This is a genomic window from Prauserella isguenensis, assembly GCF_014191605.1.
GTDB classification, from domain to species: domain Bacteria; phylum Actinomycetota; class Actinomycetes; order Mycobacteriales; family Pseudonocardiaceae; genus Prauserella; species Prauserella isguenensis.
In genome coordinates this window covers 87,406-110,687 of sequence record NZ_JACHWU010000003.1, presented here as the reverse complement: position 1 = coordinate 110,687, position 23,282 = coordinate 87,406, and the positions used below count along the sequence as shown (strand labels likewise).

Genomic DNA, 23,282 nt, shown 5'->3' with positions numbered 1-23,282 from the left:
CCGTCGCGGTGTTATGGCCGCCGCGGTGTTGTGGCCGCGCCCGGCCGCGGGTCCTCGCACCGGCGCGGAGGGGGCACCGTCACCGCACGGGCGCTCCGGGCCCGAGCGGGATCCCCAACGCCCACCACAGGAGGAACAGCAGCGTCCACGCGCACGTCATCGTCACGGCGAGCGGCAATGTGTACGACGCCAGAGTGCCGATGCCCGCGTTCTTGCGGTAGCGCTGGAGGAAACCGAGCGCCATGACGAAATACGGGCTCATCGGCGTGATCGCTGTGGACCCCGAGTCAGCGATGCGGAACAGGGCCTGCGTGGTCTCGGCGGGTACGTCCACGAGCAGCAGCATCGGTACGAGCACCGGTGCCGCGATCGACCACATCGCCGACCCGCTGGTGACGAGGATGTTGACGACCGTCAACAGCGCGAGCACCAGTAGGAACACGACGACGATCGGCAGGCCCGACGTCTCGAGCAGTTCGGCGGCCTTCACCGACAGCACGTCTCCGACGTGTGTCCAGTCGAAGTAGGCGAGGAACTGGGCGATGGCGAAGAACAGTACGAGCACGGGCGCCATCTGTTTCAGGCCCTCGACCATCAGTGCGGGGACGTCGGCGGGTTTGGTGATGGTGCCCGTGCGCGTGCCGTAGACGATGCCGACGATGCCGAACAGGAACGCGACGACGGCGGCGATACCGTCGAGCAACGGTGACTCCACGATGCTGCCGCCCTCGCCCCGCAGTGGCGATGACTCGGGAAGCACGAGTGCGGTGAGCGCGATGACGGCGACCAGCAGCGCGGCACCGGCGAGCCGCATGGCCGATCGCTCCCTGGCCGACAGCTGGAGCGTGGCGATGTCCTCGAGTTCTGCGTCCGGGTCCGGATCGAGATCGGGGCGCTTGCTCAGCAGGAATCGCGTGACGAGCGTGATGACGATCGCCAGCACGAGCGACGAGGCGATGTTGAAGAACCAGTTGCTCACGGGAGACACGTAGGCATCCGGGCTGACGATACGTGCAGCGGCGGTGGTGATGCCGGCGAAGATCGCGTCGTTGGGCGTGGGGATCGGGCTGGCGTCGTAACCGGAGGCGATGGAGGTGTAGGCGACGACGACGCCGAGGATCGGTGACCGCCCGACTGCGCGGAAGGCGAGTCCGCCGAGCGGCACGAGGATGATGTAGGCCGCTGCGGAGGCGACGTGCGACGCGGTTCCCGCGAATGCGACGGCGAACACCACCCACGATGCGGGCACCCGCGAAACGCTGACCCGCATCAGGGCGGCGAGGAAGCCGCTGCGTTCGGCCACGGCCACACCCATGATCACGACGACGATCGTGGCCATGGGAGGGAACGCGGCGAAGTTGTCGATCATCGTCGACGTGGCCATGGCGAGCCCGTCGCCCGAGAGCAGGTTCTGTACGGCCACGGTCCTGCCGTTGTCCGGGGAGACCACGGATACGTCGAGACCGGCGAGCACGGCACTGGCGACAGCGAGAATCGCCGCCAGTACCCAGAACAGCCAGAACGGGTGGGGTAGCGCGTTGCCCGCGCGCTCGATGACCCCCATCGCACGCACGATGCGGGGAAGTCGTTGCCCGGCGTCGATGGTGTCGGTGTCCTTCGCTGTCATCACGTGCTCCTCACGGGGCGAGCCGGTGTCGGCTCACGAAGCGCCACAGCACCTCGTGCGCCTCGATGGTCTGGGTCGTGCGTCCCCCGCCGCTGTAGGAGTCGGCGCCGGGCCAGGTGTGCCCGCCGCCGGTCACGGCGACGTGATGCACCTGCGCACCCTCGTCGCACCCGGCGTGGCGGGTGATCGTGATGTCGGGCTCGATCCGCCGGGTGGCGGGCCTCGCACGACAGTCGTCCCGTGCGGCCCAGCCCGCGACCCAGTCGGGGACCGGCGGCAGTTCGCGGTCGGAGTCACCGGCGTACGGGATCGTCGAGTCGCCGGTGCCGTGGAACTCGATCACGGGCACGGCCCTGTCCGGGGCACAGGCTTCGCGGGTGCCCGGATAGAACGCGCCGGCGACGGGCGCGACTGCAGCGATGCGGTCGGACATCCGGCAGGCGAGCAGGCCGGTGAAGCCACCCCCGTTGGACTTGCCGGTCGCGTACACGCGGCCCGTGTCGACGCACAGGTCCCGCTCCAGGCGATCCAGCAGGTCTGCGGTGAAGGCGACGTCGTCCACGCCGGGCGCCGAGTAGGGTGCACCCTGCCAAGCCTGTCGCTCACCGTCGCCGAGTCCCACGGCACCGTTGGGGTAGACGACCACGGCCGGCAGCGCGGACAGCTTGGAGAACGCCTCGGTGCGCACGGCATCGTTGCCTCTGCCGTGGAAGGCGAGGACGACCGGCCAGGGGCGGGCGGCGTCGTACCCGTCCGGAAGGTGCAGTCGGTACGTGCGGTCGAGGCCGCCGCTGCCGATGGTGTGGTCCCGACTCGTGCCGGGGCGTTGCGGCGCGGCGTTCCCGCAACCCGCCGATGCCTGCCTGCGGTCGGGTTCGCCCGCCCCGGCGGCAGGCGTGACGAGGACGGTAACGGTGCAGGCGGCGGCGAGTGCCGTCGCGAGACCGGAGAGCCGGACTCTCATGGCGGGTTCCCTTTCGGTCGGTCGGCGTCGTCGACGGCCGATGTGCGTGCCCGTGCCAGGACATGCGGGGGTAGCGGCGACACTCCTCGCGTGCCGTCGTCGGAGGGTGATGCGGATCAGCTCGCCAGCCACTCCTCGGCGAAGCCGGCGATGCGGGCGACGATCGCGTCCACAAGGGACTTTCCGTGCCCGGCCGCGGCGCGACGGGGATCTCCCAGGACGCCGTTGCGGCTGAGCCGGTCGTAGGTCACGGGGAACGTGATCGCGGCCTGCCGCGACAAGGTGCCGAGCGAGTCCAGCTCGGCGCGCCGGGTGGTCCCCGGCACCAGTCGCTTCTCGTGTACGAGCTCGGGTGCCAGTCTGCGCAGCTGGGCGGTTTCGGCTTCGCCGCTGTGCCCGTGCACCTCGCTGACGTCCATATCCGCGACGACGTCCGAGGCGAGCGGGGTCAGCGGCGTCCAGGCGAACCCGAGGTCGGGATGGGTGACCAGCAGGTCCTGGGCGACCGTGCTCAGCGACGCGTTGTTGCCGCCGTGGCCGTTGACGACGAGGATCTTGCGCCAGCCGTGCCGGTGCAGGCTTTCCACGTACTCCCGCACGACGGCGGCGAAGGTCGTGGTGGTGAGCGAGACGGTGCCCGCGAACGCGAGGTGGTGCGGCGACACACCGACCGGAAGCGACGGCCCGAGCAGCGCGCGGCCGTCGAGTTCCGCGGCGACGAGCTCGGCGATCCGGTCCGCGCGGACCAGGTCGGTGGACAGCGGCAGGCCGGGGCCGTGCTGTTCGAAGGCACCCGCGGGCAGGAGCACGAGTGGGCTCGCGGTGACGGCACGCTCGGCGTCCTCGGTCGTCAACTCCGCGAGTCGTAGGGTGTTCATCGGTCACGCTCCGGCAGATCGGCGGACCGGACGACGTCGCGAATGGACACCAGGTGCTCGTGGGTCAATGCCCGTGCCTGCTCGGCGTCGCCCGCGCGAACGGCGGCGAGGATCTGCTGGTGCTCGGCATGGTCGCGCCCGCGGTCGTCGTAGCTGTGACGGATCTCGATCTGCTCCCGTACCCGGACGTGCAGCAGGGCTTCGACGGTCTCCCGCAGGAGTGTGTTGCCCGCCGTCGCCGCGAGTGCCACGTGGAAGTGCACGGCCGGCCGCTCGCTGCCCTGCTGTGGTTCGAGCGCGTTGGTCACGGCGCGGTCGAGCTGGGCGAGGCCGTCGGACTCGCGGGCGTCGGCGGCCGCGGCGGCGATCGAGGGTTCCACGACGAGGCGTGCCTCAACGAGTTCCAGCACGGCGTCCCGATCGATTCCCGGGCGGTGCGGGTTGGCCAGCAACCTGCGGTCGATGCCCGAGCCGACGTACGTGCCCGAACCGTGCCGAAACTCGACGGCGCCCGTGGCTTCGAGGCGGCGCAACGCCTCCCGCACCGTCGGCGTGGTGACGGCGAAGCGGCGCGCCAGCTCGCGCGACGACGCCAGCGCGTCGCCCGGAACCAGCCGGTCGGTGCGGATGATGTCGACGATGTCGTCGGCGAGGCGCTCGGACAGCGTCGGTTCACGTTGAGGCATTAAGTGACTAAATCACTTACTCGGCTTGAGGGCAAGGGTCGCGGTCGACCCCGGCCGCAACTGGCGCAGGGTCACCACGCCCTGCTCGGCCCCTCTCGACGACGCGGAGCGGCAGGGCTGGGAACGCCGCCTGCTAGTGTTTCTGCGCCGTGAGCACTCCCGGACACCCCAGCACCCCCGAGCAGGCCGACACGGTCGGCGACCACGCCCTGGTCACACACGCCGGCGACACCGGGCAGCACAGCTCGGTCGGCCGCCGCAGCATCGTGGTCGTCGCACACAACCTGCGTTCGGCCCACAACGTGGGTTCGCTGCTGCGCACCGGGGACGTCTTCGCCGTGGGCACGGTCCACGTCACCGGGTTCACTCCGTATCCGCAGCACCCGGACGACGAGCGGGACCCGATCGTGGCGGCCAGGCAGACCCGCAGACTGGCCAAAGCCGCCGCGGGCGCCGAACACACCATGCCGCTGCGGCGGCACGACGACGTCCACGCCCTGCTCGACTCGCTGCGCGACGAGGGATACACGGTCGTCGGCCTGGAGATCGACCCGGCAGCGGTGTCGCTCGGCGATTACGAGCCCTCCTCGAAGGTCGCGCTGGTGCTGGGCGACGAGGTCCGCGGCATCGATCCGGAACTCCGTTCCCGTTGCGACCTGTTGCTGGAAATCCCCATGCACGGGCAGAAGACCTCGCTCAACGTGAGCGTCGCGGCCGGGATCGCGCTGTACGCACTCCGCGCGACGTGACCGTGCGAGCGGCCGCCCCCTTGCTCGCCGCTCGCACGGTCACCTCAGATCCACCCCCGGTCGCGGGCCAGCCGCGCCGCGGCGTAACGGTTCTCCGCCTCGGTCTTCCCGATGGCCGACGACAGGTGATTGCGCACGGTGCCGGGGGAGAGGTGCAGCTGCGTGGCGACGGTGCGCACCGACGCTCCGTCGGCGGCGGCGCGCAGCACCTCCCGTTCCCGGTCGGTCAGCGGATCGATGCCACCGGCCAGCGAATCCGCGGCCAGGGTCGGATCGACGACCCGTTCCCCGCCCGCCACCCGGCGCACCACCTCGGCGAGCCGGTCCGCGGGCGTGTCCTTGACGACGAACCCGGCCGCGCCGGCCTCCATGGCCCGCCGCAGGTATCCCGGCCTGCCGAAGGTGGTCACGATCAGGCACCGGCACTGCGCTCCGGACGCGGTCACCGCCGCCGTCGCCTCGATGCCGTCACCACCCGCCATCTCGATGTCGATCAGCGCGACGTCGGGCCGGTGCTCGGTGACCGCGGGCAGCACCTCGTCGCCGCGCCCGATCTCCGCGACCACCTCGAGGTCCCGCTCCAGCGACAGCAGCGCGGCCAGCCCTCCACGGACCAGATCCTGATCATCGGCGAGAAGTAGTCGAATCACGCGCGCCCCACCTCCAGTACCGTTCCGGGACGCTCGTGGTCGTCGCTGCGAGCCGACACGGTCAATCGCGCGCCGGCCGTGGCCGCCCGTTCGCGCAGGCCGCGCAGCCCCGACCCGGCGGCGAACGCGGTCCCGTCGCACGTGCCCACGCCGTCGTCCTCGACCCGGAGCATGCCCGGCCGGACACTGACCCGGCAGGTCGACGCCCCGGAATGACGCACCACGTTCGTCACCGCCTCCCGCAGCGCCCAGGCGAACAGTTCCGCCTCGCCGTCCTCGACGGTGTGCACGTCCACGTCGGCGGTGATCCCGGCGGCCGCCAGCGCCTCCCGCGCCGTCTCCAGCTCCGAGGCGAGCAGCGGCGTGCGCAACCTCGCCACCGTGGAGCGCACCTGGCCGAGTGATTCGCGTGCCAGCGAGTCGATGCGATCGATCTCCTCCCGCGCCCGCTCCGGATCCAGGTCGATCATCTTCCGCGCCAGCTGCGCCCGGATGGACAGCACCGTCAACGAATGTCCCAGCACGTCGTGCACGTCGCGGGCGATGGCGTCGCGCTGGGCGGCATGGCGCAGTTCCTCCCGAGCGTCGAGCTGCCGGTGTTCGAAGTGATCCGCAAGCCGGATCACCACGATGAACAGCACGCCGAGACCCGTGCCGAACAGTGGCCAGGGCGTCTCCGCGAACGGCAGCGCGAGCAAGCAGGCCGCCACCCACACCGCGACACCGCCGACCAGTCCCGAGCGCAGCGGCAGGGTGAACACCAACGCCGCGGTGAGGAAACAGGCGTACGTGACGGCCGTGTAGCCGGCGGCGGGCACGGCCAGGCCGGCCAGCACCACGAGGACGGCCATGCGGCCCGCGAACCGGTGCCCCCCGTGCGGAGCCTCGTCGCCCTCGACGTCCTGCCAGAACAGCTCCAGGTAGAGCACCGCGAAGCACGCCGTGGCGGCGACGGCGAGCACCTGCAGGCCGCCTGGGACGTCCGCGGTGACGGCGGACGTCACGGGGACGGCGAGGAACACCAGCCATACCCCGGCGTACAGCAGCCGATAGATGCGTATCCCCATGACCTGATCCTGCCCGATGCCCGCCGTGCCGATAACCACTGTCCCCGATGGCCGCGCGTGGCTGCGCCCGAGTACCACCGGCTCGAGTACCACCGGCTCGAGTACCGCCGGCTCGAGTACCGCCGGCCCGGCGCCCGCGGTTCCCGGTCAGCGCCGGGTGGTTCGCCTGCGCTGCAGCAGCAGGCAGGCGACGGCGAACACGACCGTCCACGCGGCGACGTTCGTCAGCACCATCCACAGTGGATCGCTGCCGGCTGCCCCTCCCATGGAGACGAGGTCGCCGTCGGTGAGCGGATACCGGGCCAGCGCCACGATGCCGTACATCGGGGTGAACCGGCCGATGTCGAGCAGCACCCCGTCCAGCGGCATGAACGCGTTGCCGAGGAAACTCAGGATCACCAGCAGCCCGGTCGCCGCTCCCACCGCGGCGTCGGACCGGAAGCTCAACCCGATCGCGAGCCCGTAGAAGGCGAACGGCAGCGATCCGGCGATCGTCAATGCCACGGTCGCCAGCCAGACGCCCGGCGGCATGTCGGCGACCGTGAACACGCCGGCGAGGTTGAGCACCAGCACCGGCAGCGCCGCCATCGCGACGGCGATCGCCGCCTTGGCGACGATGAACGCCCCGTGCGGCATGGCCGTCAGCGCCAGCTGCCTGCCCCAACCCTGCTGAATCTCCAGTGCGGCGGAACCCGCCATCGACGTCGTGGCCATGGCCGCGCCGTACGAGGCGATGGCGATCATGGTCCAGGCGCTGACGTTGCCCACACCGACCGGCTCGCCCGACCAATCCATCGAGGCGCCGAAGAACAGGAACAGGGCGGTGGGCAGCACGATCACGAAGAAGCTGTTGCCGACGTTGCGCAGGTTCCGCCGGAAGTCCATGGCGATGTACCGGCCGAGGTCGTAGCCTCCCCGGACGTGGGCGCGCGGGTTCGTCGCGACGGTCATGCCGAGACCTCCTCGGAGTCGGCGACGAGCACCGGATGTTCGGTCTCGCCCGTGGCGGGTGAGTCTTCCGTCAGAAGGCGGAACGCCTCCTCGAGGCTTGCGGGACGCACGGTGAGGCCCCGTGCGTCCGTGGCCGTGAGCAGATACCGCGCGAGCCCGTCGGAGTCCTCCGTGCGGAACGTGGTCCGGGCGCCCTCCCGATCCGCCCGGACGACGTGCGGTACCCGCGCCAGCTCGGCGGCCGTCGGGTCCCAGCTGACCGTCACGTACGCGGCCCCGGCGCGGGCGCGCACCTCGTCGGTGGGACCGTCGGCGAGTACGCGGCCGCGGTCCATCAGGACGGTCCGGCGTGCGAACTGCTCCGCCTCCTCCAGGTAGTGGGTGGCGAACACGACGGTGACGCCCTCGTCCGCCTGGGCGCGCATGCGGTCCCAGAACTCGTGCCGGGCGGAGACGTCCATGCCGGCCGTGGGTTCGTCGAGGACGATGATCTCCGGACGTGGCAGCAGCGCCAGTGCGAAGCGCAGCCGTTGCTGCTGGCCGCCCGAGCACTTGCCCACCGGGCGAGACGCGAACGGCCGCACCCCCGCGGTGTCGATGACCTCGTCGACACCGGCCGGGTCAGCGTGCAGCGCGGCGATCATCCGCACCGTCTCGCCGGCCGTCAGATCGGGAAGCAGCCCTCCCGTCTGGAGCAACGCCGAGAGCATGCCCGACTGCACCGCGGCCCGCGGGTTCAGCCCGCCGACACTCACGTCGCCGGAGTGCGGCGTGGTCAACCCCAGCAGGACGTCAAGCAGGGTGGTCTTGCCTGCCCCGTTGGGACCCAGCAGGGCGAGGACCTCGCCGCGGGCGACCTCGAGGTCGACCCCGTCGACGGCGTGGACGTGCCCGCCCGCACCGTCGGGGAACGACATCCGCACGTCGCGGGCGGAGATGACGGATTCGGAAACCATGCCCCGCAGTCTTCTCCGCCGCGAGGCGCCGCTCCTAGGGCCGGCGTCATCGATACCCCGTGACAGATGTCAGGGGCCGGTCGCAGGACTACGTCGCGCGTTCGGACGGCCGGTCGACGGGCGCGTCGCGACGCTCCCCGCCTGCCTCGGCCCGGGTGCTCACGTCACGTTCGGTGCGGGCCTGCTCCGGGACGTCTGCGCTGCGCCGCCCGTCGCCGGCCGATGTGCGGTCCAGGAACTGCAGCAGCTCGACCGGGAACGGCAGCACGAGCGTGGAGTTCTTCTCCGCGGCGACCTCCACCACGGTCTCCAGCAGGCGCAGCTGCAGGGCCGTGGGCGTGTCGGCCATGCGCTCGGCTGCCTGGGACAGTTTCTCCGACGCCTGCAGTTCGCCCTCGGCGGCGATGACCCGGCCGCGGCGTTCGCGTTCGGCCTCGGCCTGCCGGGACATCGCCCGTTTCATCGTCTCGGGCAGGGCGACATCCTTGATCTCCACACGATCGATGTGGATGCCCCAGCCCAGAGCCGGGCTGTCGATCATCAGCTCGAGGCCCTCGTTGAGCCGTTGCCGGTTGGACAACAGGTCATCGAGGCTGCTCTCACCGATGATCCTGCGCAGACTCGCCTGCGCGACCTGCAGCATCGCGAAGCGGTAGTTCTCCACGCCGACGATCGCCTGCACCGGATCGACGACCTTGAAGTAGACGACGGCGTCGACGCGCACGGTCACGTTGTCGCGGGTGATGCCGTCCTGGCCGGGTACGGGCAGCGTCACGATCTGCATGTTGACCTTGGTCATGCGATCGATGCCGGGTACGAGCAGTCTGAGGCCGGGCTCGCTGGGTGCGCGGCGCACTCGGCCGAACCGGAACACGAGACCGCGTTCGTACTGCCGCACGATCCGCACGCTCGCCGCGATTCCGGCGGCGCCGACGATTCCTACCGCGATCAGGATCTCGACCAACATGGCGGCTCCCTGGTGGTGAACCCCTGTCGGTCGATGATACGCCCGCGGCACAAGGGTCGAGCCCGTGCGAGCGCCCCGTGCGCCGGCCGGCCCCGGCGCACAGCCGGCGCCCGCCGGGCGGTCACCGGCCGCGGTGCGCCGCCAGCGGGATCGGGAGGCCTCGGCGGGATCGGGAGGCCTCAGTATCGGGAGGCGACGACGTCGTGCATCGCGGCCGTGCGCACCCCGTGCTCGTCGAAGCGGGCCCGGATCGCCCTGGCGATGTCGGGGGAGTTCGGGCGGTCGCCGTGCAGGCAGATCGTGTCCGCGTCGACGTCGATCGCCTTGCCGTTGACGGAGGTCACCCCGCCGTTGAGGACGTCGATGGCCTGCTGGGCGCACACCTCCGGATCCTTCGCCTCCGGGACCGGTTCGATGATGATGTGGCCGTTGTCGTCGTAGTCGAGGTCGGCGAACGCCTCCCGCGCGACGCGGTGCCCTGCGTCGATCACACCCTGCGCGGTGGGCCCGGCCAGCAGCACCAGCAACACGTCGGGATCGGCCGTGGCGACGGACCCGGCGACGGCGGCGGCCACGTCCGGGTCGCGCAGCGTCAGCCCGTAGAGCGCGCCGTGCGGTTTGACGTGGGCGACGTGCGTGCCCGCCTCCGCTGCGAAAGCGCGCAGCGCGCCGTACTGGTAGAGACAGGCGTCGGCGGCCTCGGCCGGGCTCATCGCCATGGCGCGGCGGCCGAAGCCTGCCAGGTCCGGGAATCCGGGGTGCGCACCGAGCGCGACACCGTTGGACACGGCAAGCTCCACCGATCGGCGCATGGTTCCGGGATCACCCGCATGCCAGCCACAGGCGACGTTGACGGAACTGACCTGCGGCAGCAGCGCGGCGTCGTCCCCGAGCTTCCAGCGGCCGAAGCTCTCGCCCGCATCCGCGTTGAGGTCGATGACTGTCTTCATGGCCTGTCCTTTCACGTCGTCGGGAACGGCAACGGTAGGCCCCGCCAGGGGCGGGTGGGAATGGACGGTCTGGCCAATTCTGACCGCGCGAACACGACAATGCGCGGTGTGCGGTCCGCTGTCGCGGGACAACCACCAGGAGACGGGCCACTCAGGAGACGGGCCACTCAGGAGACGGGCTACTCAGGAGACGGGCTACTCAGGAGACCAGCCGCAGCGCCAGCCAGAGTTGCGCGCGGACGTCGGGTGAGTCCAGGTCGCAGTCGAGGATCGCGGCCACTTTCGTCATGCGGTGCCGCAGCGTGTGCCGGTGCACGCCCAGTTCCACGGCCGCCGGGTCCCAGTGCCCGTGGTGGGCGAGCCAGGATCGCAGGGACCGCACCAGCTCGCCGCGTTGCCGGGTGTCGTGGTCGTACAACGGGCCGAGCATCGCCTCGGCGCGGGTGAGGACACCCGTGTCGGTGACGTCGTGCAGCAGTCCGACGCCGAGGTCGTCGAACCGGACGACCGCCGCGCCACGGCGCATGGCCTCGGCGAGCGCCTGCCGGGCCTGCCGGTGCGCGCCGGGTAGTCCGTCCAGCCCGGTCGCCGGGGACACGCCCAGATGACGGGCGGAGGGCAGGTGCTGCGAAGCGGAGGCCACCGCGACCAGTTCGCCGTCGATGTCGCCCGCCAGCAGGTCCGACGCGGCGCCGCCGTCCACCAGTGTGGGCGAGTGACCCGATCCGGCGAGCACGACGACCGGCTCGTCGGGAAGTCGCAGCCCGAGCGGCCCGGCGAGCTCGTCGAACGCGGTGCGGTGACCCGTCAGGAGGAGCTTCAGCGCGGTGGTCCGCAGTCGCGCGTCGGCTGCGGACCGGGTGCGCGTCAACGCGATCGACAACAACGACGACGCGGCGTGCGTGATGTGGTGGTCGGTCGAGGTGAAGGCGCGGTCCCGGCCGACGACGAGGAATCCCGCCAATTTGTGCCCGCCGCCCAGTGAATGCGCCGCGACGTGCCCGTCGCGGGACGACGAGCCGATGCTCGAGGGCGGGCGCACGGCGCGGAGGCGGTCGAGATCGGCGTCGAAGGCGCGGACGTACTCGACCGCGTGCGCCGGTTCGGCGTGGACCGCGGCCCCGTCGGGTTCGAGGAGTACGGCCCAGCAGCCGAGGCCGGCGGCGAGTCTGCCGATCAGCCCGCCCAGGTCCTCGCCGTGGACGGCGGCGGTGGTGAGGGCGTTGCGGGTCGCCTCGAATCGCTGGGCCTCGGCACTGCGGGTGTCCGCCAGCGCTTGCGAGACGGTCTTGCCGATCTCGATGAACGGCGTCCGGTGCGGAACCTCCAGTACTGGCAGGTGGGCCTCGTCGGCGGCGTCGAGCAGGGGGTCAGGGATCTCGTCGTGGCCGAGTTCGATGCCGAAACCGAGTCCGGACAGCCCGGCTGCGGCGAGCCTGCCGACGTAGGCGGCCTGCCCCTCCCTGCTGTCCGGCAGTCCGAATCCGGTGGTCAGCAGCAGCTCGCCACCGGCGAGGAACTCCGTGGGATCGGCGAGCTCGCTGGCGTGTACCCACGAGATCGGGCGATCGGCACCGGCACGTCCAGCGCGGAGCGTGAGGCCGAGTTTGCGGTCGCCGGTCAGATCGCTCGCCGTCGGCATACCAGCAGTTTTCCACATTCTGTCCAGTCCCGCGGTGCCGATTTGTACAGAGTTTCACTGGCGGCGGGGGTCGACAGCGGGCACAGTGTTGTGATCGCCGACACATTGGGAGGCGTGGTGATGACCACCGAGAAGATCCAACTGCCACCTGCGCGCTACGAGTACGGCGGGGACGAGTTCGTCTTCGTCGAGCTGGACCAGGCGATGAGCCTGGAGGCGAACTTCGCAGGAATGGCCGTGACCAACGCCCTCCGCCAGGAGGCCATCGAGGGGGTCGTGGACATCTGCCCGTCCAACGCCTCCTACATGGTGCAGATCGACCCCGACCGGCTCGACCCGCGGGAACTGGTCGAGGAACTGCGTCGCCTCGAGTCCACTGTCGGCACGCTGCCCGAGGACTACGTGCTCAAGACCCGAGTGGTGGACGTTCCGGTGTTGTTCGACGACCCGTGGACCCACGAGACGCTCATGCGGTTCCGGGACCGTCACCAGGACCCCGACGCGACCGACCTCGAGTACGCGGCGCGCATCAACGGGTTCGACAGTGTGCAGGGCGTGGTGGACGCGATGACCAGCGCGCCCTGGATCGTCACGATGCTGGGATTCGTGCCGGGACTGCCGTTCTGCTACCAGCTCGTTCCCCGTGAACGGCAGATCCAGGTACCCAAGTACGTGCGCCCGCGCACCGACACCCCCGAGCGGACGTTCGGGTTCGGCGGTGCGTTCGCGGTGGTCTATCCGGTGCGCGGCGCCGGGGGATACCAGATGTTCGGGATGGCGCCCGCGCCGGTGTTCGACCTGTCGCAGAGCCTTCCCGACTTCGCCGACGACATCTGCTTCCCCAAGGCGAACGACGTGCTGCGGTACCGGGCGATCGACATGGCCGAGTTCGAGGCGACCCGGTCCGAAGTGGAGAAGGGCACGTTCCGGTACCGGATCCGCGAGGTCGAGTTCGAGCCGGCGACGCTGCTGGCCGACCCCGACGCGGTCAACCGTGAGCTGCTGGAGGTGCTGTACCGATGAGCGAGCTGCGGGTGCGAGCCGGTGGCCTGTACACGACCGTGCAGGACACGGGACGGTTCGGTCACTATCACATGGGGATGCCGCCGTCCGGCGCGATGGACACCTACTCGGCGGTGGTGGCCAACATGCTGGTGGGCAATCCCGACGGGGCCGGGGTGCTGGAAGGCACCTACGTCGGCCCGACGCTGGAGTTCACCGACGACCGATTGGTCGCCGTCACGGGTGCCGACGTTCCGGTGACGCTCAACGACGAACCCGTCGAGCCCTGGACGGCGATCCGCGTCCGCTCCGGTGACGTGCTGGGATTCGCCATGATCCGTGCCGGTTGCCGGGCCTACGTCGCGGTGAGCGGCGGTATCGACGTGCCGGTGTACCTCGGCTCGCGGTCGACGTACACGCTGACGGGGATCGGCGGGCACGAGGGCCGCAAGCTCGTCGACGACGAGTCGCTCCCACTGGGGGCGGCCGAAGGGCCGGGCCGCGACGGCGCCGTGGTACCCGAGGACCTGCGCCCGGACCTGACCGGCACGGCGGAGCTGCGCACCGTCGTCGGCCTGTGCTCCTACCGGCTCACCGAGGGAGGGCTGGCCTCGTTCCTCGGCACCGACTGGAAGGTCACCAAGGACGCCGACCGGGTCGGGTACCGGCTGAGGGGCGGCAAACTCGACTTCACCGAACGCGAGCAGCCGTTCGGAGCGGGCAGCGACCCGGCCAACGTCGTCGACCTGGGATACCCGGTCGGCTCGATCCAGGTTCCGGGCGGGGACGAGCCGATCGTCCTGCTCAACGACGCGGTGACCGGCGGCGGCTACGCGACGATCGGCACCGTGATCTCCGTGGACCGCGACCGCATCGCGCAGACGAAGACCGGGGACGCGGTGCGATTCAACTCGGTGGACCTGGACACGGCGTTGGCGGCCCGGCGGGACCGCCGCGAGCGGATCGAACGGGTCCGCAGTCGGATCGCACGGTAGGGAGGCAGCAGCGAACCATGACGACGATCAAGGCTCAGATGCCGGGGGTGTTCTACCGCCGGCCCGCGCCGGAGAAACCCGCCTACGTCGACGACGGAGAGTCGATCAGCGAGGGCCAGACCATCGCCCTGATCGAGGTGATGAAGACGTTCAACGAGGTCAAGGCCGACGCGTCGGGGACGGTCGCCGAGTTCCTCGTGGAGGACGGCGACGAGGTCGACGTGGGCCAGGACATCGTGCGGCTGGGTGAGGCATGAGGCGCGTCCTGGTGGCCAACCGGGGCGAGATCGCGGTCCGGGTCATTCGGGCCGCGCACGCCGCGGGGCTGGAGACCGTCGCCGTGTACTCCGATGCGGATGCGGAGGGCCGGTGGGTGCAGCTCGCCGGCAGCGCCGTGCACATCGGCAAGTCGGCGGCGGCGAAGTCGTACCTGAACTCGGCGGCACTGGTGGAGGCGGCCCGCGAGACGGGAGCCGACGCGGTGCATCCGGGGTACGGGTTCCTGTCCGAACGCCCCGGCGCCGTCAAGGAGTTCACCGATGCGGGGCTGACGTTCGTCGGCCCGTCGGTGTCGACCATCGAGACGATGGGTGACAAGGCCGCCGCACGCGAGGCGGCGAGGCGGGCCGACGTGCCGATCGTCCCCGGTAGTGGGCCGGTCGGCGACGTCGACGAGGCGTTGGTGGCGGCCGATGACGTCGGTTACCCGGTGCTGCTCAAGGCTGCGGCCGGTGGCGGAGGTCGGGGCATCCGGCCGGTGGCCTCACGGGAGGAGCTGGTCGACGCCCTGCCCGCCGCGCAGGCCGAGGCTCGGGCGGCGTTCAGCGACGACACCGTCTACCTGGAGCGTGCCATCGACGGTGCCCGCCACATCGAGGTGCAGATCCTCGCCGACCACGCGGGCAACGTGGTGCACACGTACGAACGGGACTGTTCGGTCCAGCGACGGCGGCAGAAGCTCATCGAGGAGGCGCCGGCTCCTGGCTTGTCGGCCGAGACACGGGCCGACATCAACGAGGCCGCCGTGCGGCTGGCACGCCAGGTCGGTTATGTGGGCGCGGGAACGGTGGAGTTCCTGCTGACGCCGTCGGGGGAGTTCTTCTTCATCGAGATGAACACCCGGATCCAGGTCGAACATCCCATCAGCGAGGCCGTCACAGGGGTGGACCTGGTGAGTGAGCAGCTCCGCATCGCGGCAGGACAGCCGATCTCCTTCTCCCAGGACGACGTGCGGATCCGCGGTGCGGCCGTGGAGTTGCGTATCAACGCCGAGGACCCGGACAACGGATTCCGACCGACCCCGGGCGACCTGTCCAGATTGGACCTGCCGGGTGGCCCGGGGGTCCGGGTGGACACCGGTTTCGTCGCGGGCGACCGGATCAGCCCGTTCTACGACTCGATGATCGCCAAGCTGATCTGCTCCGGACCGGATCGGGACACCGCCCTCGCGCGGGGCAGGCAGGCGCTCACCGAACTGCGGGTGGAGGGCGTGCCCACGACCGTGTCCATGCACCGGCGGTTGCTCGACGAGCCCGACCTCCGCGCAGGGGCGGTGCACACCCGCTGGTTGGAGGAACTGTTGCCGGATCCGACGTAGCCGCGTCGGTTCCCGCGTGTCCATCGTGGACACCGTCGCAACGGTTCTCCGGTCCCCGCTCGAACCGAGGTGTCGTCGCTGTAGCAGGAGGGTGAACCATGACCGAGACGCTCCGCCCCAGTGTGGGAACCGCGGTCCCCCGCAAGGAGGATCCTCAGCTGCTGACGGGGAAGGGGAGATGGACCGGCAACATCGCCCCGCCCGGCACCGTGCACATCGCGGTGCTCCGCAGCCCGTTCGCGAGCGCCCGCATCGAGTCGATCGACGTCTCCGAAGCGGCGGAGTGCCCGGGCGTGGTCGGTGTGTTCACCGGCGAAGACCTTGCGGGCGAGTGGTCGAGCATCCCGTGCGCCTGGCCGGTGACCGAGGACATCAGGATCCCCGACCATCTTCCCGTCGCCGTCGACCAGGTGCGGTTCGCGGGTGAGGCGGTGGCCGTGGTCGCCGCGACCGACGCCGCGTCGGCGCAGGACGCGCTGCAGCACATCGACATCGACTACGAGCCCGCCGACCCGACGCTCGACGTGGAGGAGAGTCTCGCGGGCGGGCCGATCGTGCACGACGGATTCGGAAGCAACGAAAGCTACACCTGGTCGCTGGGAACCGGAGACGTGGACAGGGCGTTCGCCGACGCCGACGTGACCGTGTCCGAGCGGTACGTGCAGCAGCGTCTGCAGCCGACACCGCTCGAGGATCGGGCGGTCGTGGTCACCCCGGAGCCCACGGGGCGGGGTTTCACGCTGCACTCCTCGACGCAGATCCCGCACATCCTCCGCAGTGTGCTGGCAGGGGTGTGTTCGGTACCGGAACAGGATCTGCGCGTGGTCGCCCCCGACGTCGGCGGCGGCTTCGGCGGCAAGCTCAACGTGTATCCCGAGGAGTGCATCGCCATCGCTCTGGCGCGGCGGCTGTCCGTGCCGGTCAAATGGGTCGCGGCGCGGTCCGAGGACAGTCAGACGATGACCCACGGGCGCGGGCAGGTCCAGTACGTCGAACTCGCCGCGCGGGAGGACGGCACGTTGCTGGGCATGCGCGTGCGCATCCTCGCCGACATGGGCGCCTACCTGCAGCTGCTCACCCCGGGAATCCCTCTGCTCAGCGCATTCATCTTCCCCGGCGTGTACTCGTTCGGTTCGTTCGCGATCGAGTGCAAGGGCGTGTTCACGAACAAGACCCCGACCGATTCCTACCGTGGTGCCGGGCGCACCGAGGGAATCTACGGCGTGGAGCGAGCGATGGACGCCCTCGCGCGCACGCTCGGGATGGACCCGGCCGAGGTGCGGAGGCGGAACTACCATCCGCCGTTCGACGACGGCGCCACCACGCCCGCGGGGCTGGAGATGGACTCCGGCAACTACGAGGTCGCGCTCGATAAGGTCCTCGAGTTGGCGGGCTACGAGCGGTTGCGTACCGAGCAGCGGCGCCGGCGCGAGGCGGGTGACCGGGTCCAGCTCGGGATCGGACTGTGCAGTTACACCGAGAACGGCGGGCTGTCGCCGTCGAAGATGACCGCGGCGCTGCGGCTCGGCGCGCCCGGTTGGGAGATGGCGAGCGTGCGCATGTTGTCCACGGGCGCGGTGCAGGTGGTGACGGGCACCTCGCCGCACGGACAAGGGCACGAGACCACGTGGGCGCAGATCGTGGCCGACGGCCTCGGTGTTCCCCTGGACAGCGTGGAGGTCGTGCACGGCGACACCCAGTCGGCGCCGTACGGCCTGGACACCTACGGCTCGCGAAGCGCCGCTGTCGGCGGCACGGCGGTGTATCTGGCGTGCGAGAAGGTGTTGTCCAAGGCGCGCACCCTGGCCGCCCACATGCTCGAGGCCGCCGAGCAGGATCTGGAGTTCTCCGGCGGGGCTTTCTCGGTCGCGGGCGTGTCGGGCAGCAGTGTGACGATTCAGGAGGTCGCAGGGGCCGCATACCTGGCCGCGGACCTGCCGGAGGGGATGGAGCCGGGCCTCTCGGAGGAGCAGTTCTTCGACCCGCCGAACTTCACCTACCCCTTCGGCACGCACGTGTGCGTCGTCGAGGTCGACACCGACACGGGCAAGGTCACGATCCCGGAGTACTTCGCCGTGGACGACTGCGGCACCGTCATCAACCCAGCCATTGTGGACGGACAGATGCACGGTGGTATCGCGCAGGGGATCGGCCAGGCGCTGTACGAGGACGCCGTGTACGACGACGACGGGAACCTCATGAGCGCCTCGCTCGCCGACTATCTCGTCCCCGGCGCTCCGGAGCTTCCCGACTTCACCCTCGACCACACGGTGACGCCGTCGCCGACGAACGCGCTCGGCGCCAAGGGAGCGGGCGAATCCGGGTCCATCGCCTCGACTCCCGCGGTGGTGAACGCCGTCATCGACGCGCTGCAGCCGTTCGGCGTGGACCACATCGACATGCCCGCCACCCCGCGGCGCGTGTGGGAGGCGATCAACCGGGCACGCTCGACGTCCTGAGGCCGGCACCGGATCACGTCCACGGCCGGTGCCACGGGCGGGTCACCGACGTCGGGACCCGCCCGCGGCAGGGCCTCCCGGTCGGCATCCCGCGTGTCGACCGGGAGGTGTCCGGGTCAGAACAGGTCCGGCACCGTCCAGCCGTCGAGGTCGTACTCGTCGAGGAACTCCTCGGCCAGGCCGCGCATCTGCGCCACGCCGCCCCGGTTCTGCGCGGCGAACAGCAGCTCGGCCTTCACGTTCTCGTGGTTGCCCGAGTAGTTGCGCTCGTACAGTTCGTGCCTGCCGCCGAACTCGCTGCCGATCGAATCCCAGAGCGCCTTCATCACCTTGACCCGGTCGACGGCGGTGATGCCGTTCGAACCGCGAACGTACTTGTCCAGGTAGGGCCGCACTGCGTCGCTCTTGAAATCCGCTGCTCCGGACGGCAGGTAGATCAGTCCCGACGCGACGTCCTGTTCGATGATCTCCTTGACGCGCGGATAGCCCTGCATCATGAACATGCGGTAGGTGAGGCCGTACTCGAGTTTGGGGATGACGGCGTCGCCGATCCACGGCTCGGGATCGCGGGCCATGGATTCACTCAGCGACCAGAAGAGGTTGCGCCAGCCGATGACCTCGCCGACGCGGGTCTGCACGCCGCGGAAACCGCCCGAGCCGGTGGCGTCGAGCGCTTTGAGCAGCAGGCCGGCGATGAAGTCGAGCTTGACCGCGAGCCGCGTGACGCCTTGGAAGGTGAAGCGGGGCAGGAAACCGGACTGCGGGAAGAACGCGTTGATGCGGTCGACGTCGCCGTACATGAAGACGTTCTCCCACGGCACGAGCACCCGGTCGAACACGAAGATCGTGTCGTTCTCGTCCATCCGGCTCGAAAGCGGGTAGTCGAACGGGGTGCCGTTGCGGGCCGCCTGTTCCGTGTACGACGGGCGGCAGATCAGCTTGATGCCGGGGGCGTCCATCGGCACGGTGCAGATCAGTGCGAACTGCTTCTTCTTGATCGGCAGGCCGTAGTGGGCGATGAAGTTGTAGTTGGTGATGGCCGAGCCCGTGGCGACGACCTTGGCGCCCGAGACGACCAGCCCGGCGTCGGTCTCCTCCTCCACCTTCATGTACACGTCGCCGACCTCGTCCGGCGGCAGGTCGCGGTCGACCGGTGGGTTGATGATGGCGTGGTTCCAGTAGAGGACCTTCTCCTGCGATTCGCGGTACCAACGCTCGGCGTTGGCCTGGAAGGGCGTGTAGAGCTCCTGGTTGGCGTGCAGTGTGCCGAGGAAGCTGGCCTTGTAATCCGGGGAGCGGCCCATCCAGCCGTAGCTCAGCCGGGCCCACCGGGCGATGGCGTCCCGCTCCTTGAGCAGGTCGGCGGCCGAGGTCGGCGTCTTGAAGAACGGCATGGTCACGCCGCCGTTGCCGGTGTCGGTCGGTGCGGTCAGCTCGTCGACGTACGGGCCGGTGTGCAGCGCGTCGTAGAGACGGGCCGTCATCCGTACCGGGTTGCGGAACGCCGGGTGCGTGGTGACGTCGTCGACGCGCTCGCCGTGGAGGTAGATCTCCCGGCCGTCGCGGAGGCTTTCGATGTACTCGTCGCCGGTCATCGGCCTGGCCGCGAAATTGGCGCGGTTGTTGGCCTCGGAGTTCGCGGCCGGGTTGACCGTCGGCGGGTCGGCGGCGAGGGACTGCTCCGGGATGGTGGTGTCGGTCATCGATCTCTCCTTCGAGACTCGGGTGTAGGCGGTTACGGACGGACGTCGGCCGGGCCGACTCCGGCGACGTGTGGTGCCGGACGGGCGGATATCGGCGTGAAGTCGCAGGCGGCGTCGAACCAGCCGGAGTGCGGATCGTCGAACGAGCCGGCCCAGACGGCTTCGGCGGCGGGACGGCCGACTTCGACGAAGGTGCTGTCGGCGAACAGCAGCGGCGGGTGGGCCGTGGTCTCCGCGCTGACGACCTCGCCCAGGAACAGCAGGTGGTCACCGCCGTCGTCGGTGCGATAGGGCCTGCAGGACAGCGTCGCGGCAGTGCCGGCCAGTATCGGCGCCGTGGGGCCGGGCGCCCACCGGATCGGGGCGGTGGACGGTCTGCCGGCGAAGTTCATGGCGACGTCGATCTGATCGGCGGCGAGCACGTTGACGGCGAACGGGGCGTCGTCGAGGTACGTGCAGGCCCGTGAGGTGCGGGTCAGGGCGACCGTGATGAGCGGCGGGTCGAGCGAGACCGGCATGAACGCCGTGACAGTCGCGCCGTGCGGTTCGCCGTCGCTCGACCGGCAGGTGATCACGGTGACGCCGGTGGCGAAGCGGCCGAAGGTCGTCCTCAGCGTCTTCGGGTCCATCGGGCCTCCAGCGGCGGGTCCGGGCGTGTGACGCCCTCGTGCGGTGGTTGTCGTGTCGTGGGCCGCTAACGGTAGGCGGGTTCGTGCGCTGCGACGATCCGCTCGACGCAGCCGCTGTCCGCTACCCGAAGCGCCATGTATCGTGGCTTGGATCACGACGTCGTGGGAGGTGTCATGGACGCTGGTCGCATGGCGACGTCAGCGGAGGAACTGCCGGACTTCTCCGCGGATGTGGCCGACGCCTACTTCCCCCACGAGCTCACCGTGCTCCGCGACGGCGCCGGCTTCGCGGAACTGCGCATGGTCGAGCTGGGGCCCGTGCGGCTGACCCGCATCGGGTGGGGCGCCGAGGTGAGGGTGCGCTCGGACCACCCCGGTGGCTGGGCCGTGAACGTGCCGCGGAGCGGACTGCTCGACGCCCGGGTCAGTGGCCGGTCCGTGCTGTCGCTCGAAGGGCAGGCCACGGTCTGCCCGCCCGACACGCAGACCGTCATGAGCCGCTGGTCGGCCGACTGTTCCATTCTCGGCATGCGGATCGACGCCGACTACCTCGCCGACGAGGTCACCGCGCTCGTCGGGCTCGGCGCTCAGCACATGCCGGCCCAACTGGACCTGCGCACCGAGGGCGCGCAGGCCTGGCTGGCGCTGCTCACCTCGATCGGCGCGCAGAGCCTGCGGTCTCCTGAGCTGGTCGCGCGCCGGGCGGTGCGGGAGCGCCTGGCCGCCACGCTCACCGCGGCGTTCGTCACCGCGTGCTTTCCGGCGGAACCGGAAACCGGGGACGTCTGCCCGCGGATCGTGTCGCGGGTGGTCGAAGCGATGGATGCCGATCCGGCGCGCGAGTGGGGCTCGGCCGACATCGCGCGTTGTGCCGGCGTGGGCATCCGGCGGGTGCAGCAGAGTTTCCAACGCTACCGGGGCGAGACGCCCACCGAGGCGCTCCGCCGGATCCGGTTGCGGCGGGTGCATGAGGACTTGTTGCACGACCGCGTGGATACCGTGGCGGACGGGGCCACCCGGTGGGGTTTCATGCACCTGGGCCGTTTCGCGGCGGCGTACCGCCGGGAGTTCGGCGTCAGCCCGTCGGCGACCCTGCGCCGCTGAGCGCAGGCGGCCGGCACGTACCGCCTGGCCGGCTCACCGGCCAAGCTCCGTTCGGGTGTGCGGCAGGGGCCGCCCACCGATTCCGCGCCGACTCTGAGCCCGTTGCGGGAATCCGAGTCCGTGCCTGCGTCGAAGGTCGATCCAGCAACGTTCCCGGCCGCGTACGAGCAGACCGGGTCCGAGCCGGGCAGGTGCCCCGGTTCGATGCCGATGGACACGGCGACGACGGTCGGAACGACGGCGGCCATCAACGACACCTCGAATGCCTGGTGGAGACGGGGGCGGCGCGGCTGCCGGTCGTCGGCGCATGGCCTACGGTCGTCGGGAGCCGGCGGCGGGCCGGTGAGCGCTCGGACGAAGGATTCCCGGTATGGCGACCGCACCACCGTTGTTGTTGGCGCTGGATTTCACCGGCACGTTCGCGTTCGCGCTCAACGGCGCGCTGACGGCGGTACGCGCGGCCCGACTGGACATCGTGGGCGTCGTCACCCTCGGGGTGATCACGGCCCTCGGCGGCGGGATCATGCGCGACGTGCTGATCGGGGCCGTGCCGCCCACGGCGTTCCGGGAGTGGCCGTACCTGGCAACCGCGGGCGGTGGCGGGTTGGCGGCGTTCGCGCTGAGCCAGTGGCTGGACCGGTTGGAGACGCCCATCAACGTGCTGGACGCCGTCGGGCTGAGTACGTTCGCCGTCATCGGCGCCAGCACCGCGCTCGAGGCCGGACTCGACGTCACCCCGGCGATCCTGCTGGGCGGCGTCACGGCGGTGGGAGGCGGCACCATCCGTGACACGCTGGGTCCGCCGGGTGCCGTCGGTGTTGCAGAGCGATCTGTACGCCATCCCTGCCCTCCTCGGCGCCGCGGTCACGGTCGTCACGATCCGGGCGGACGTCTACGGCGTGTGGGCGGCGCTGGCGGCCGTCGGCGTGTGCTTCACGGTCCGCATGGCCGGTGTCCACTTCGGTCTGCAGGCACCGGCCCCGCCGGGCCGCCGCGACGAGCGCGGCTGACGGACGAGCCGTCCGACCGGGGTCGCCTACACTCGCCGGGATGGGTGTCATTGCGCGGGACGGCGAACACGAGGTCGACATACAGCGATCCCGGTTCCGCTGTGTCGTCGCGCGGGTCGGCGACGTCGACGCGGCCACGGCGGTGATCGCCCGCGTCCGCAAGGACGGCCCGGACGCCACCCATCACTGTACGGCGCTCCGGATCGGGGACCCGGACACCGGCAATCTGGTCGCACGCAGCAACGACGACGGCGAACCCGGTGGCACCGCCGGCGCACCCATGTTGGAGGTCCTGACCCGGCGTGGCCTGACCGACGTCGTCGCCGTCGTCTCCCGATGGTTCGGCGGGACGAAACTCGGCGCGGGAGGTCTGATCCGCGCCTACTCCGGTGTGCTGGCCGAGACGCTCGATCACGTCGGCACGCTGCGCCGGGTCCGCCACCACGAACTGCTGGTGTCCGTGCCGCACGACCGTGCCGGACGGATCGAACACGACCTGCGCAACTCGCCGTACCTGCTGCGCGACACCGACTACGGCTCGGACGTCACCTTCACGGTCGCGGTCACCGACCCGGCACGGTTCGAGGAGTGGCTCGCCGAACACTCCGGTGGTGGGATCGAGGCCGTCGACGCCGGCCCGCGCGACCTCTACCTGCCGTGACCGTCGCAGGCCCTGTCCTCGACCCGCACGACGGA

The 23,282-nt window shown here is 70.5% G+C and carries 22 protein-coding genes and 1 pseudogene; 10 read left to right on the top strand and 13 right to left on the bottom strand.

Translation table 11 applies throughout. The features are described from left to right. Positions 1-79: 79 nt before the first annotated feature. From FHS23_RS13255 to FHS23_RS13240, 4 genes are all read right to left on the bottom strand, one after another. Positions 80-1,627 (bottom strand): AbgT family transporter, encoded by a 1,548-nt coding sequence (locus FHS23_RS13255; protein ID WP_183654239.1) that lies wholly within the window; start codon positions 1,625-1,627, stop codon positions 80-82. A gap of 10 nt (positions 1,628-1,637) precedes the next feature. Then, positions 1,638-2,591, bottom strand: a complete 954-nt coding sequence (locus tag FHS23_RS13250) for a CE1 family esterase (protein WP_183654236.1) — start codon at positions 2,589-2,591, stop codon at positions 1,638-1,640. 116 nt (positions 2,592-2,707) lie between these two features. Beyond that, on the bottom strand, positions 2,708-3,469 hold the full coding sequence (locus tag FHS23_RS13245; RefSeq protein WP_183654234.1) for a creatininase family protein: 762 nt from the start codon (positions 3,467-3,469) through the stop codon (positions 2,708-2,710). Then, positions 3,466-4,155, bottom strand: coding sequence for a FadR/GntR family transcriptional regulator (locus FHS23_RS13240; RefSeq protein WP_183654232.1), 690 nt, complete (start codon positions 4,153-4,155; stop codon positions 3,466-3,468). The genes FHS23_RS13245 and FHS23_RS13240 overlap by 4 nt, the downstream gene beginning before the upstream one ends. A 149-nt stretch (positions 4,156-4,304) precedes the next feature. Here FHS23_RS13240 and FHS23_RS13235 point away from each other — a divergent pair, with 149 nt between their 5' ends. Beyond that, positions 4,305-4,904: a TrmH family RNA methyltransferase gene (locus FHS23_RS13235; RefSeq protein WP_343053895.1), complete on the top strand. Its 600-nt coding sequence runs from the start codon at positions 4,305-4,307 to the stop codon at positions 4,902-4,904. Between the two features lie 44 nt (positions 4,905-4,948). Here FHS23_RS13235 and FHS23_RS13230 read toward each other — a convergent pair whose 3' ends face one another. The 7 genes from FHS23_RS13230 to FHS23_RS13200 all read right to left on the bottom strand — a co-directional run bounded on the left by FHS23_RS13230 (position 4,949) and on the right by FHS23_RS13200 (position 12,087). Continuing rightward, positions 4,949-5,554: a response regulator gene (locus tag FHS23_RS13230; protein ID WP_183654230.1), complete on the bottom strand. Its 606-nt coding sequence runs from the start codon at positions 5,552-5,554 to the stop codon at positions 4,949-4,951. Then, on the bottom strand, positions 5,551-6,621 hold the full coding sequence (locus FHS23_RS23255; protein ID WP_183654228.1) for a histidine kinase: 1,071 nt from the start codon (positions 6,619-6,621) through the stop codon (positions 5,551-5,553). The genes FHS23_RS13230 and FHS23_RS23255 overlap by 4 nt, the downstream gene beginning before the upstream one ends. Before the next feature lie 147 nt (positions 6,622-6,768). Beyond that, positions 6,769-7,572, bottom strand: coding sequence for a hypothetical protein (locus tag FHS23_RS13220; protein ID WP_221219524.1), 804 nt, complete (start codon positions 7,570-7,572; stop codon positions 6,769-6,771). Beyond that, positions 7,569-8,528 (bottom strand): ABC transporter ATP-binding protein, encoded by a 960-nt coding sequence (locus tag FHS23_RS13215; RefSeq protein ID WP_183654226.1) that lies wholly within the window; start codon positions 8,526-8,528, stop codon positions 7,569-7,571. The genes FHS23_RS13220 and FHS23_RS13215 overlap by 4 nt, the downstream gene beginning before the upstream one ends. Positions 8,529-8,616: 88 nt before the next feature. Beyond that, on the bottom strand, positions 8,617-9,495 hold the full coding sequence (locus FHS23_RS13210) for a slipin family protein (protein WP_183654224.1): 879 nt from the start codon (positions 9,493-9,495) through the stop codon (positions 8,617-8,619). A 179-nt stretch (positions 9,496-9,674) separates the two neighbouring features. Continuing rightward, positions 9,675-10,445, bottom strand: a complete 771-nt coding sequence (locus FHS23_RS13205; RefSeq protein ID WP_183654221.1) for a LamB/YcsF family protein — start codon at positions 10,443-10,445, stop codon at positions 9,675-9,677. Between the two features lie 199 nt (positions 10,446-10,644). After that, complete coding sequence (locus tag FHS23_RS13200) at positions 10,645-12,087, bottom strand: PucR family transcriptional regulator (protein ID WP_183654218.1); 1,443 nt, start codon at positions 12,085-12,087, stop codon at positions 10,645-10,647. 120 nt (positions 12,088-12,207) lie between these two features. Here FHS23_RS13200 and FHS23_RS13195 point away from each other — a divergent pair, with 120 nt between their 5' ends. The 5 genes from FHS23_RS13195 to FHS23_RS13175 all read left to right on the top strand — a co-directional run bounded on the left by FHS23_RS13195 (position 12,208) and on the right by FHS23_RS13175 (position 18,140). After that, a complete protein-coding gene (locus FHS23_RS13195; protein WP_183654216.1) occupies positions 12,208-13,110 on the top strand; it encodes a 5-oxoprolinase subunit B family protein in 903 nt (300 codons plus the stop codon). Next, positions 13,107-14,084: a 5-oxoprolinase subunit C family protein gene (locus FHS23_RS13190; protein WP_183654202.1), complete on the top strand. Its 978-nt coding sequence runs from the start codon at positions 13,107-13,109 to the stop codon at positions 14,082-14,084. The genes FHS23_RS13195 and FHS23_RS13190 overlap by 4 nt, the downstream gene beginning before the upstream one ends. Before the next feature lie 17 nt (positions 14,085-14,101). Then, positions 14,102-14,341 carry an acetyl-CoA carboxylase gene (locus tag FHS23_RS13185; RefSeq protein WP_183654199.1) on the top strand — a complete coding sequence of 80 codons (240 nt, stop codon included), beginning with the start codon at positions 14,102-14,104 and terminating at the stop codon, positions 14,339-14,341. Then, positions 14,338-15,681, top strand: coding sequence for an acetyl-CoA carboxylase biotin carboxylase subunit (locus tag FHS23_RS13180; RefSeq protein ID WP_183654197.1), 1,344 nt, complete (start codon positions 14,338-14,340; stop codon positions 15,679-15,681). The genes FHS23_RS13185 and FHS23_RS13180 overlap by 4 nt, the downstream gene beginning before the upstream one ends. 98 nt (positions 15,682-15,779) lie before the next feature. Continuing rightward, a complete protein-coding gene (locus tag FHS23_RS13175) occupies positions 15,780-18,140 on the top strand; it encodes a xanthine dehydrogenase family protein molybdopterin-binding subunit (RefSeq protein WP_183654193.1) in 2,361 nt (786 codons plus the stop codon). A gap of 116 nt (positions 18,141-18,256) precedes the next feature. On the opposite strand, the gene FHS23_RS13170 is transcribed toward FHS23_RS13175, so the two are convergent. Both FHS23_RS13170 and FHS23_RS13165 read right to left on the bottom strand, forming a co-directional pair. Beyond that, positions 18,257-19,735: a 4-hydroxyphenylacetate 3-hydroxylase family protein gene (locus tag FHS23_RS13170; protein WP_246382226.1), complete on the bottom strand. Its 1,479-nt coding sequence runs from the start codon at positions 19,733-19,735 to the stop codon at positions 18,257-18,259. Positions 19,736-19,875: 140 nt separating this feature from the next. Beyond that, positions 19,876-20,472, bottom strand: a complete 597-nt coding sequence (locus tag FHS23_RS13165) for a flavin reductase family protein (RefSeq protein WP_183654187.1) — start codon at positions 20,470-20,472, stop codon at positions 19,876-19,878. Positions 20,473-20,661: 189 nt separating this feature from the next. On the opposite strand from FHS23_RS13165, the gene FHS23_RS13160 reads away from it, so the two are divergent. The 4 genes and pseudogenes from FHS23_RS13160 to FHS23_RS13150 all read left to right on the top strand — a co-directional run bounded on the left by FHS23_RS13160 (position 20,662) and on the right by FHS23_RS13150 (position 23,247). Further along, positions 20,662-21,576: an AraC family transcriptional regulator gene (locus FHS23_RS13160; RefSeq protein ID WP_183654184.1), complete on the top strand. Its 915-nt coding sequence runs from the start codon at positions 20,662-20,664 to the stop codon at positions 21,574-21,576. Positions 21,577-21,946: 370 nt separating this feature from the next. Beyond that, positions 21,947-22,312: pseudogene (locus tag FHS23_RS23760) on the top strand (trimeric intracellular cation channel family protein); the annotation flags it as partial. Positions 22,313-22,361: 49 nt separating this feature from the next. Next, complete coding sequence (locus FHS23_RS23755) at positions 22,362-22,586, top strand: hypothetical protein (protein ID WP_343054010.1); 225 nt, start codon at positions 22,362-22,364, stop codon at positions 22,584-22,586. A gap of 40 nt (positions 22,587-22,626) precedes the next feature. Then, a complete protein-coding gene (locus FHS23_RS13150; RefSeq protein WP_183654181.1) occupies positions 22,627-23,247 on the top strand; it encodes an IMPACT family protein in 621 nt (206 codons plus the stop codon). The last annotated feature ends 35 nt before the right edge of the window (positions 23,248-23,282 follow it).

Bases quoted from the DNA above. Each gene is read 5' to 3' on its own strand.
- FHS23_RS13250 (WP_183654236.1), bottom strand. From the start codon at position 2,591: ATGAGAGTCCGGCTCTCCGGTCTCGCGACGGCACTCGCCGCCGCCTGC.
- FHS23_RS13180 (WP_183654197.1), top strand. From the start codon at position 14,338: ATGAGGCGCGTCCTGGTGGCCAACCGGGGCGAGATCGCGGTCCGGGTC.
- FHS23_RS13190 (WP_183654202.1), top strand. From the start codon at position 13,107: ATGAGCGAGCTGCGGGTGCGAGCCGGTGGCCTGTACACGACCGTGCAG.
- FHS23_RS13160 (WP_183654184.1), top strand. From the start codon at position 20,662: ATGGCGACGTCAGCGGAGGAACTGCCGGACTTCTCCGCGGATGTGGCC.
- FHS23_RS13240 (WP_183654232.1), bottom strand. From the start codon at position 4,155: ATGCCTCAACGTGAACCGACGCTGTCCGAGCGCCTCGCCGACGACATC.
- FHS23_RS23255 (WP_183654228.1), bottom strand. From the start codon at position 6,621: ATGGGGATACGCATCTATCGGCTGCTGTACGCCGGGGTATGGCTGGTG.
- FHS23_RS13220 (WP_221219524.1), bottom strand. From the start codon at position 7,572: ATGACCGTCGCGACGAACCCGCGCGCCCACGTCCGGGGAGGCTACGAC.
- FHS23_RS13200 (WP_183654218.1), bottom strand. From the start codon at position 12,087: ATGCCGACGGCGAGCGATCTGACCGGCGACCGCAAACTCGGCCTCACG.
- FHS23_RS13215 (WP_183654226.1), bottom strand. From the start codon at position 8,528: ATGGTTTCCGAATCCGTCATCTCCGCCCGCGACGTGCGGATGTCGTTC.
- FHS23_RS13175 (WP_183654193.1), top strand. From the start codon at position 15,780: ATGACCGAGACGCTCCGCCCCAGTGTGGGAACCGCGGTCCCCCGCAAG.
- FHS23_RS13185 (WP_183654199.1), top strand. From the start codon at position 14,102: ATGACGACGATCAAGGCTCAGATGCCGGGGGTGTTCTACCGCCGGCCC.
- FHS23_RS13150 (WP_183654181.1), top strand. From the start codon at position 22,627: ATGGGTGTCATTGCGCGGGACGGCGAACACGAGGTCGACATACAGCGA.
- FHS23_RS13255 (WP_183654239.1), bottom strand. From the start codon at position 1,627: ATGACAGCGAAGGACACCGACACCATCGACGCCGGGCAACGACTTCCC.
- FHS23_RS13205 (WP_183654221.1), bottom strand. From the start codon at position 10,445: ATGAAGACAGTCATCGACCTCAACGCGGATGCGGGCGAGAGCTTCGGC.
- FHS23_RS13170 (WP_246382226.1), bottom strand. From the start codon at position 19,735: ATGACCGGCGACGAGTACATCGAAAGCCTCCGCGACGGCCGGGAGATC.
- FHS23_RS13210 (WP_183654224.1), bottom strand. From the start codon at position 9,495: ATGTTGGTCGAGATCCTGATCGCGGTAGGAATCGTCGGCGCCGCCGGA.
- FHS23_RS13195 (WP_183654216.1), top strand. From the start codon at position 12,208: ATGACCACCGAGAAGATCCAACTGCCACCTGCGCGCTACGAGTACGGC.
- FHS23_RS13245 (WP_183654234.1), bottom strand. From the start codon at position 3,469: ATGAACACCCTACGACTCGCGGAGTTGACGACCGAGGACGCCGAGCGT.
- FHS23_RS13165 (WP_183654187.1), bottom strand. From the start codon at position 20,472: ATGGACCCGAAGACGCTGAGGACGACCTTCGGCCGCTTCGCCACCGGC.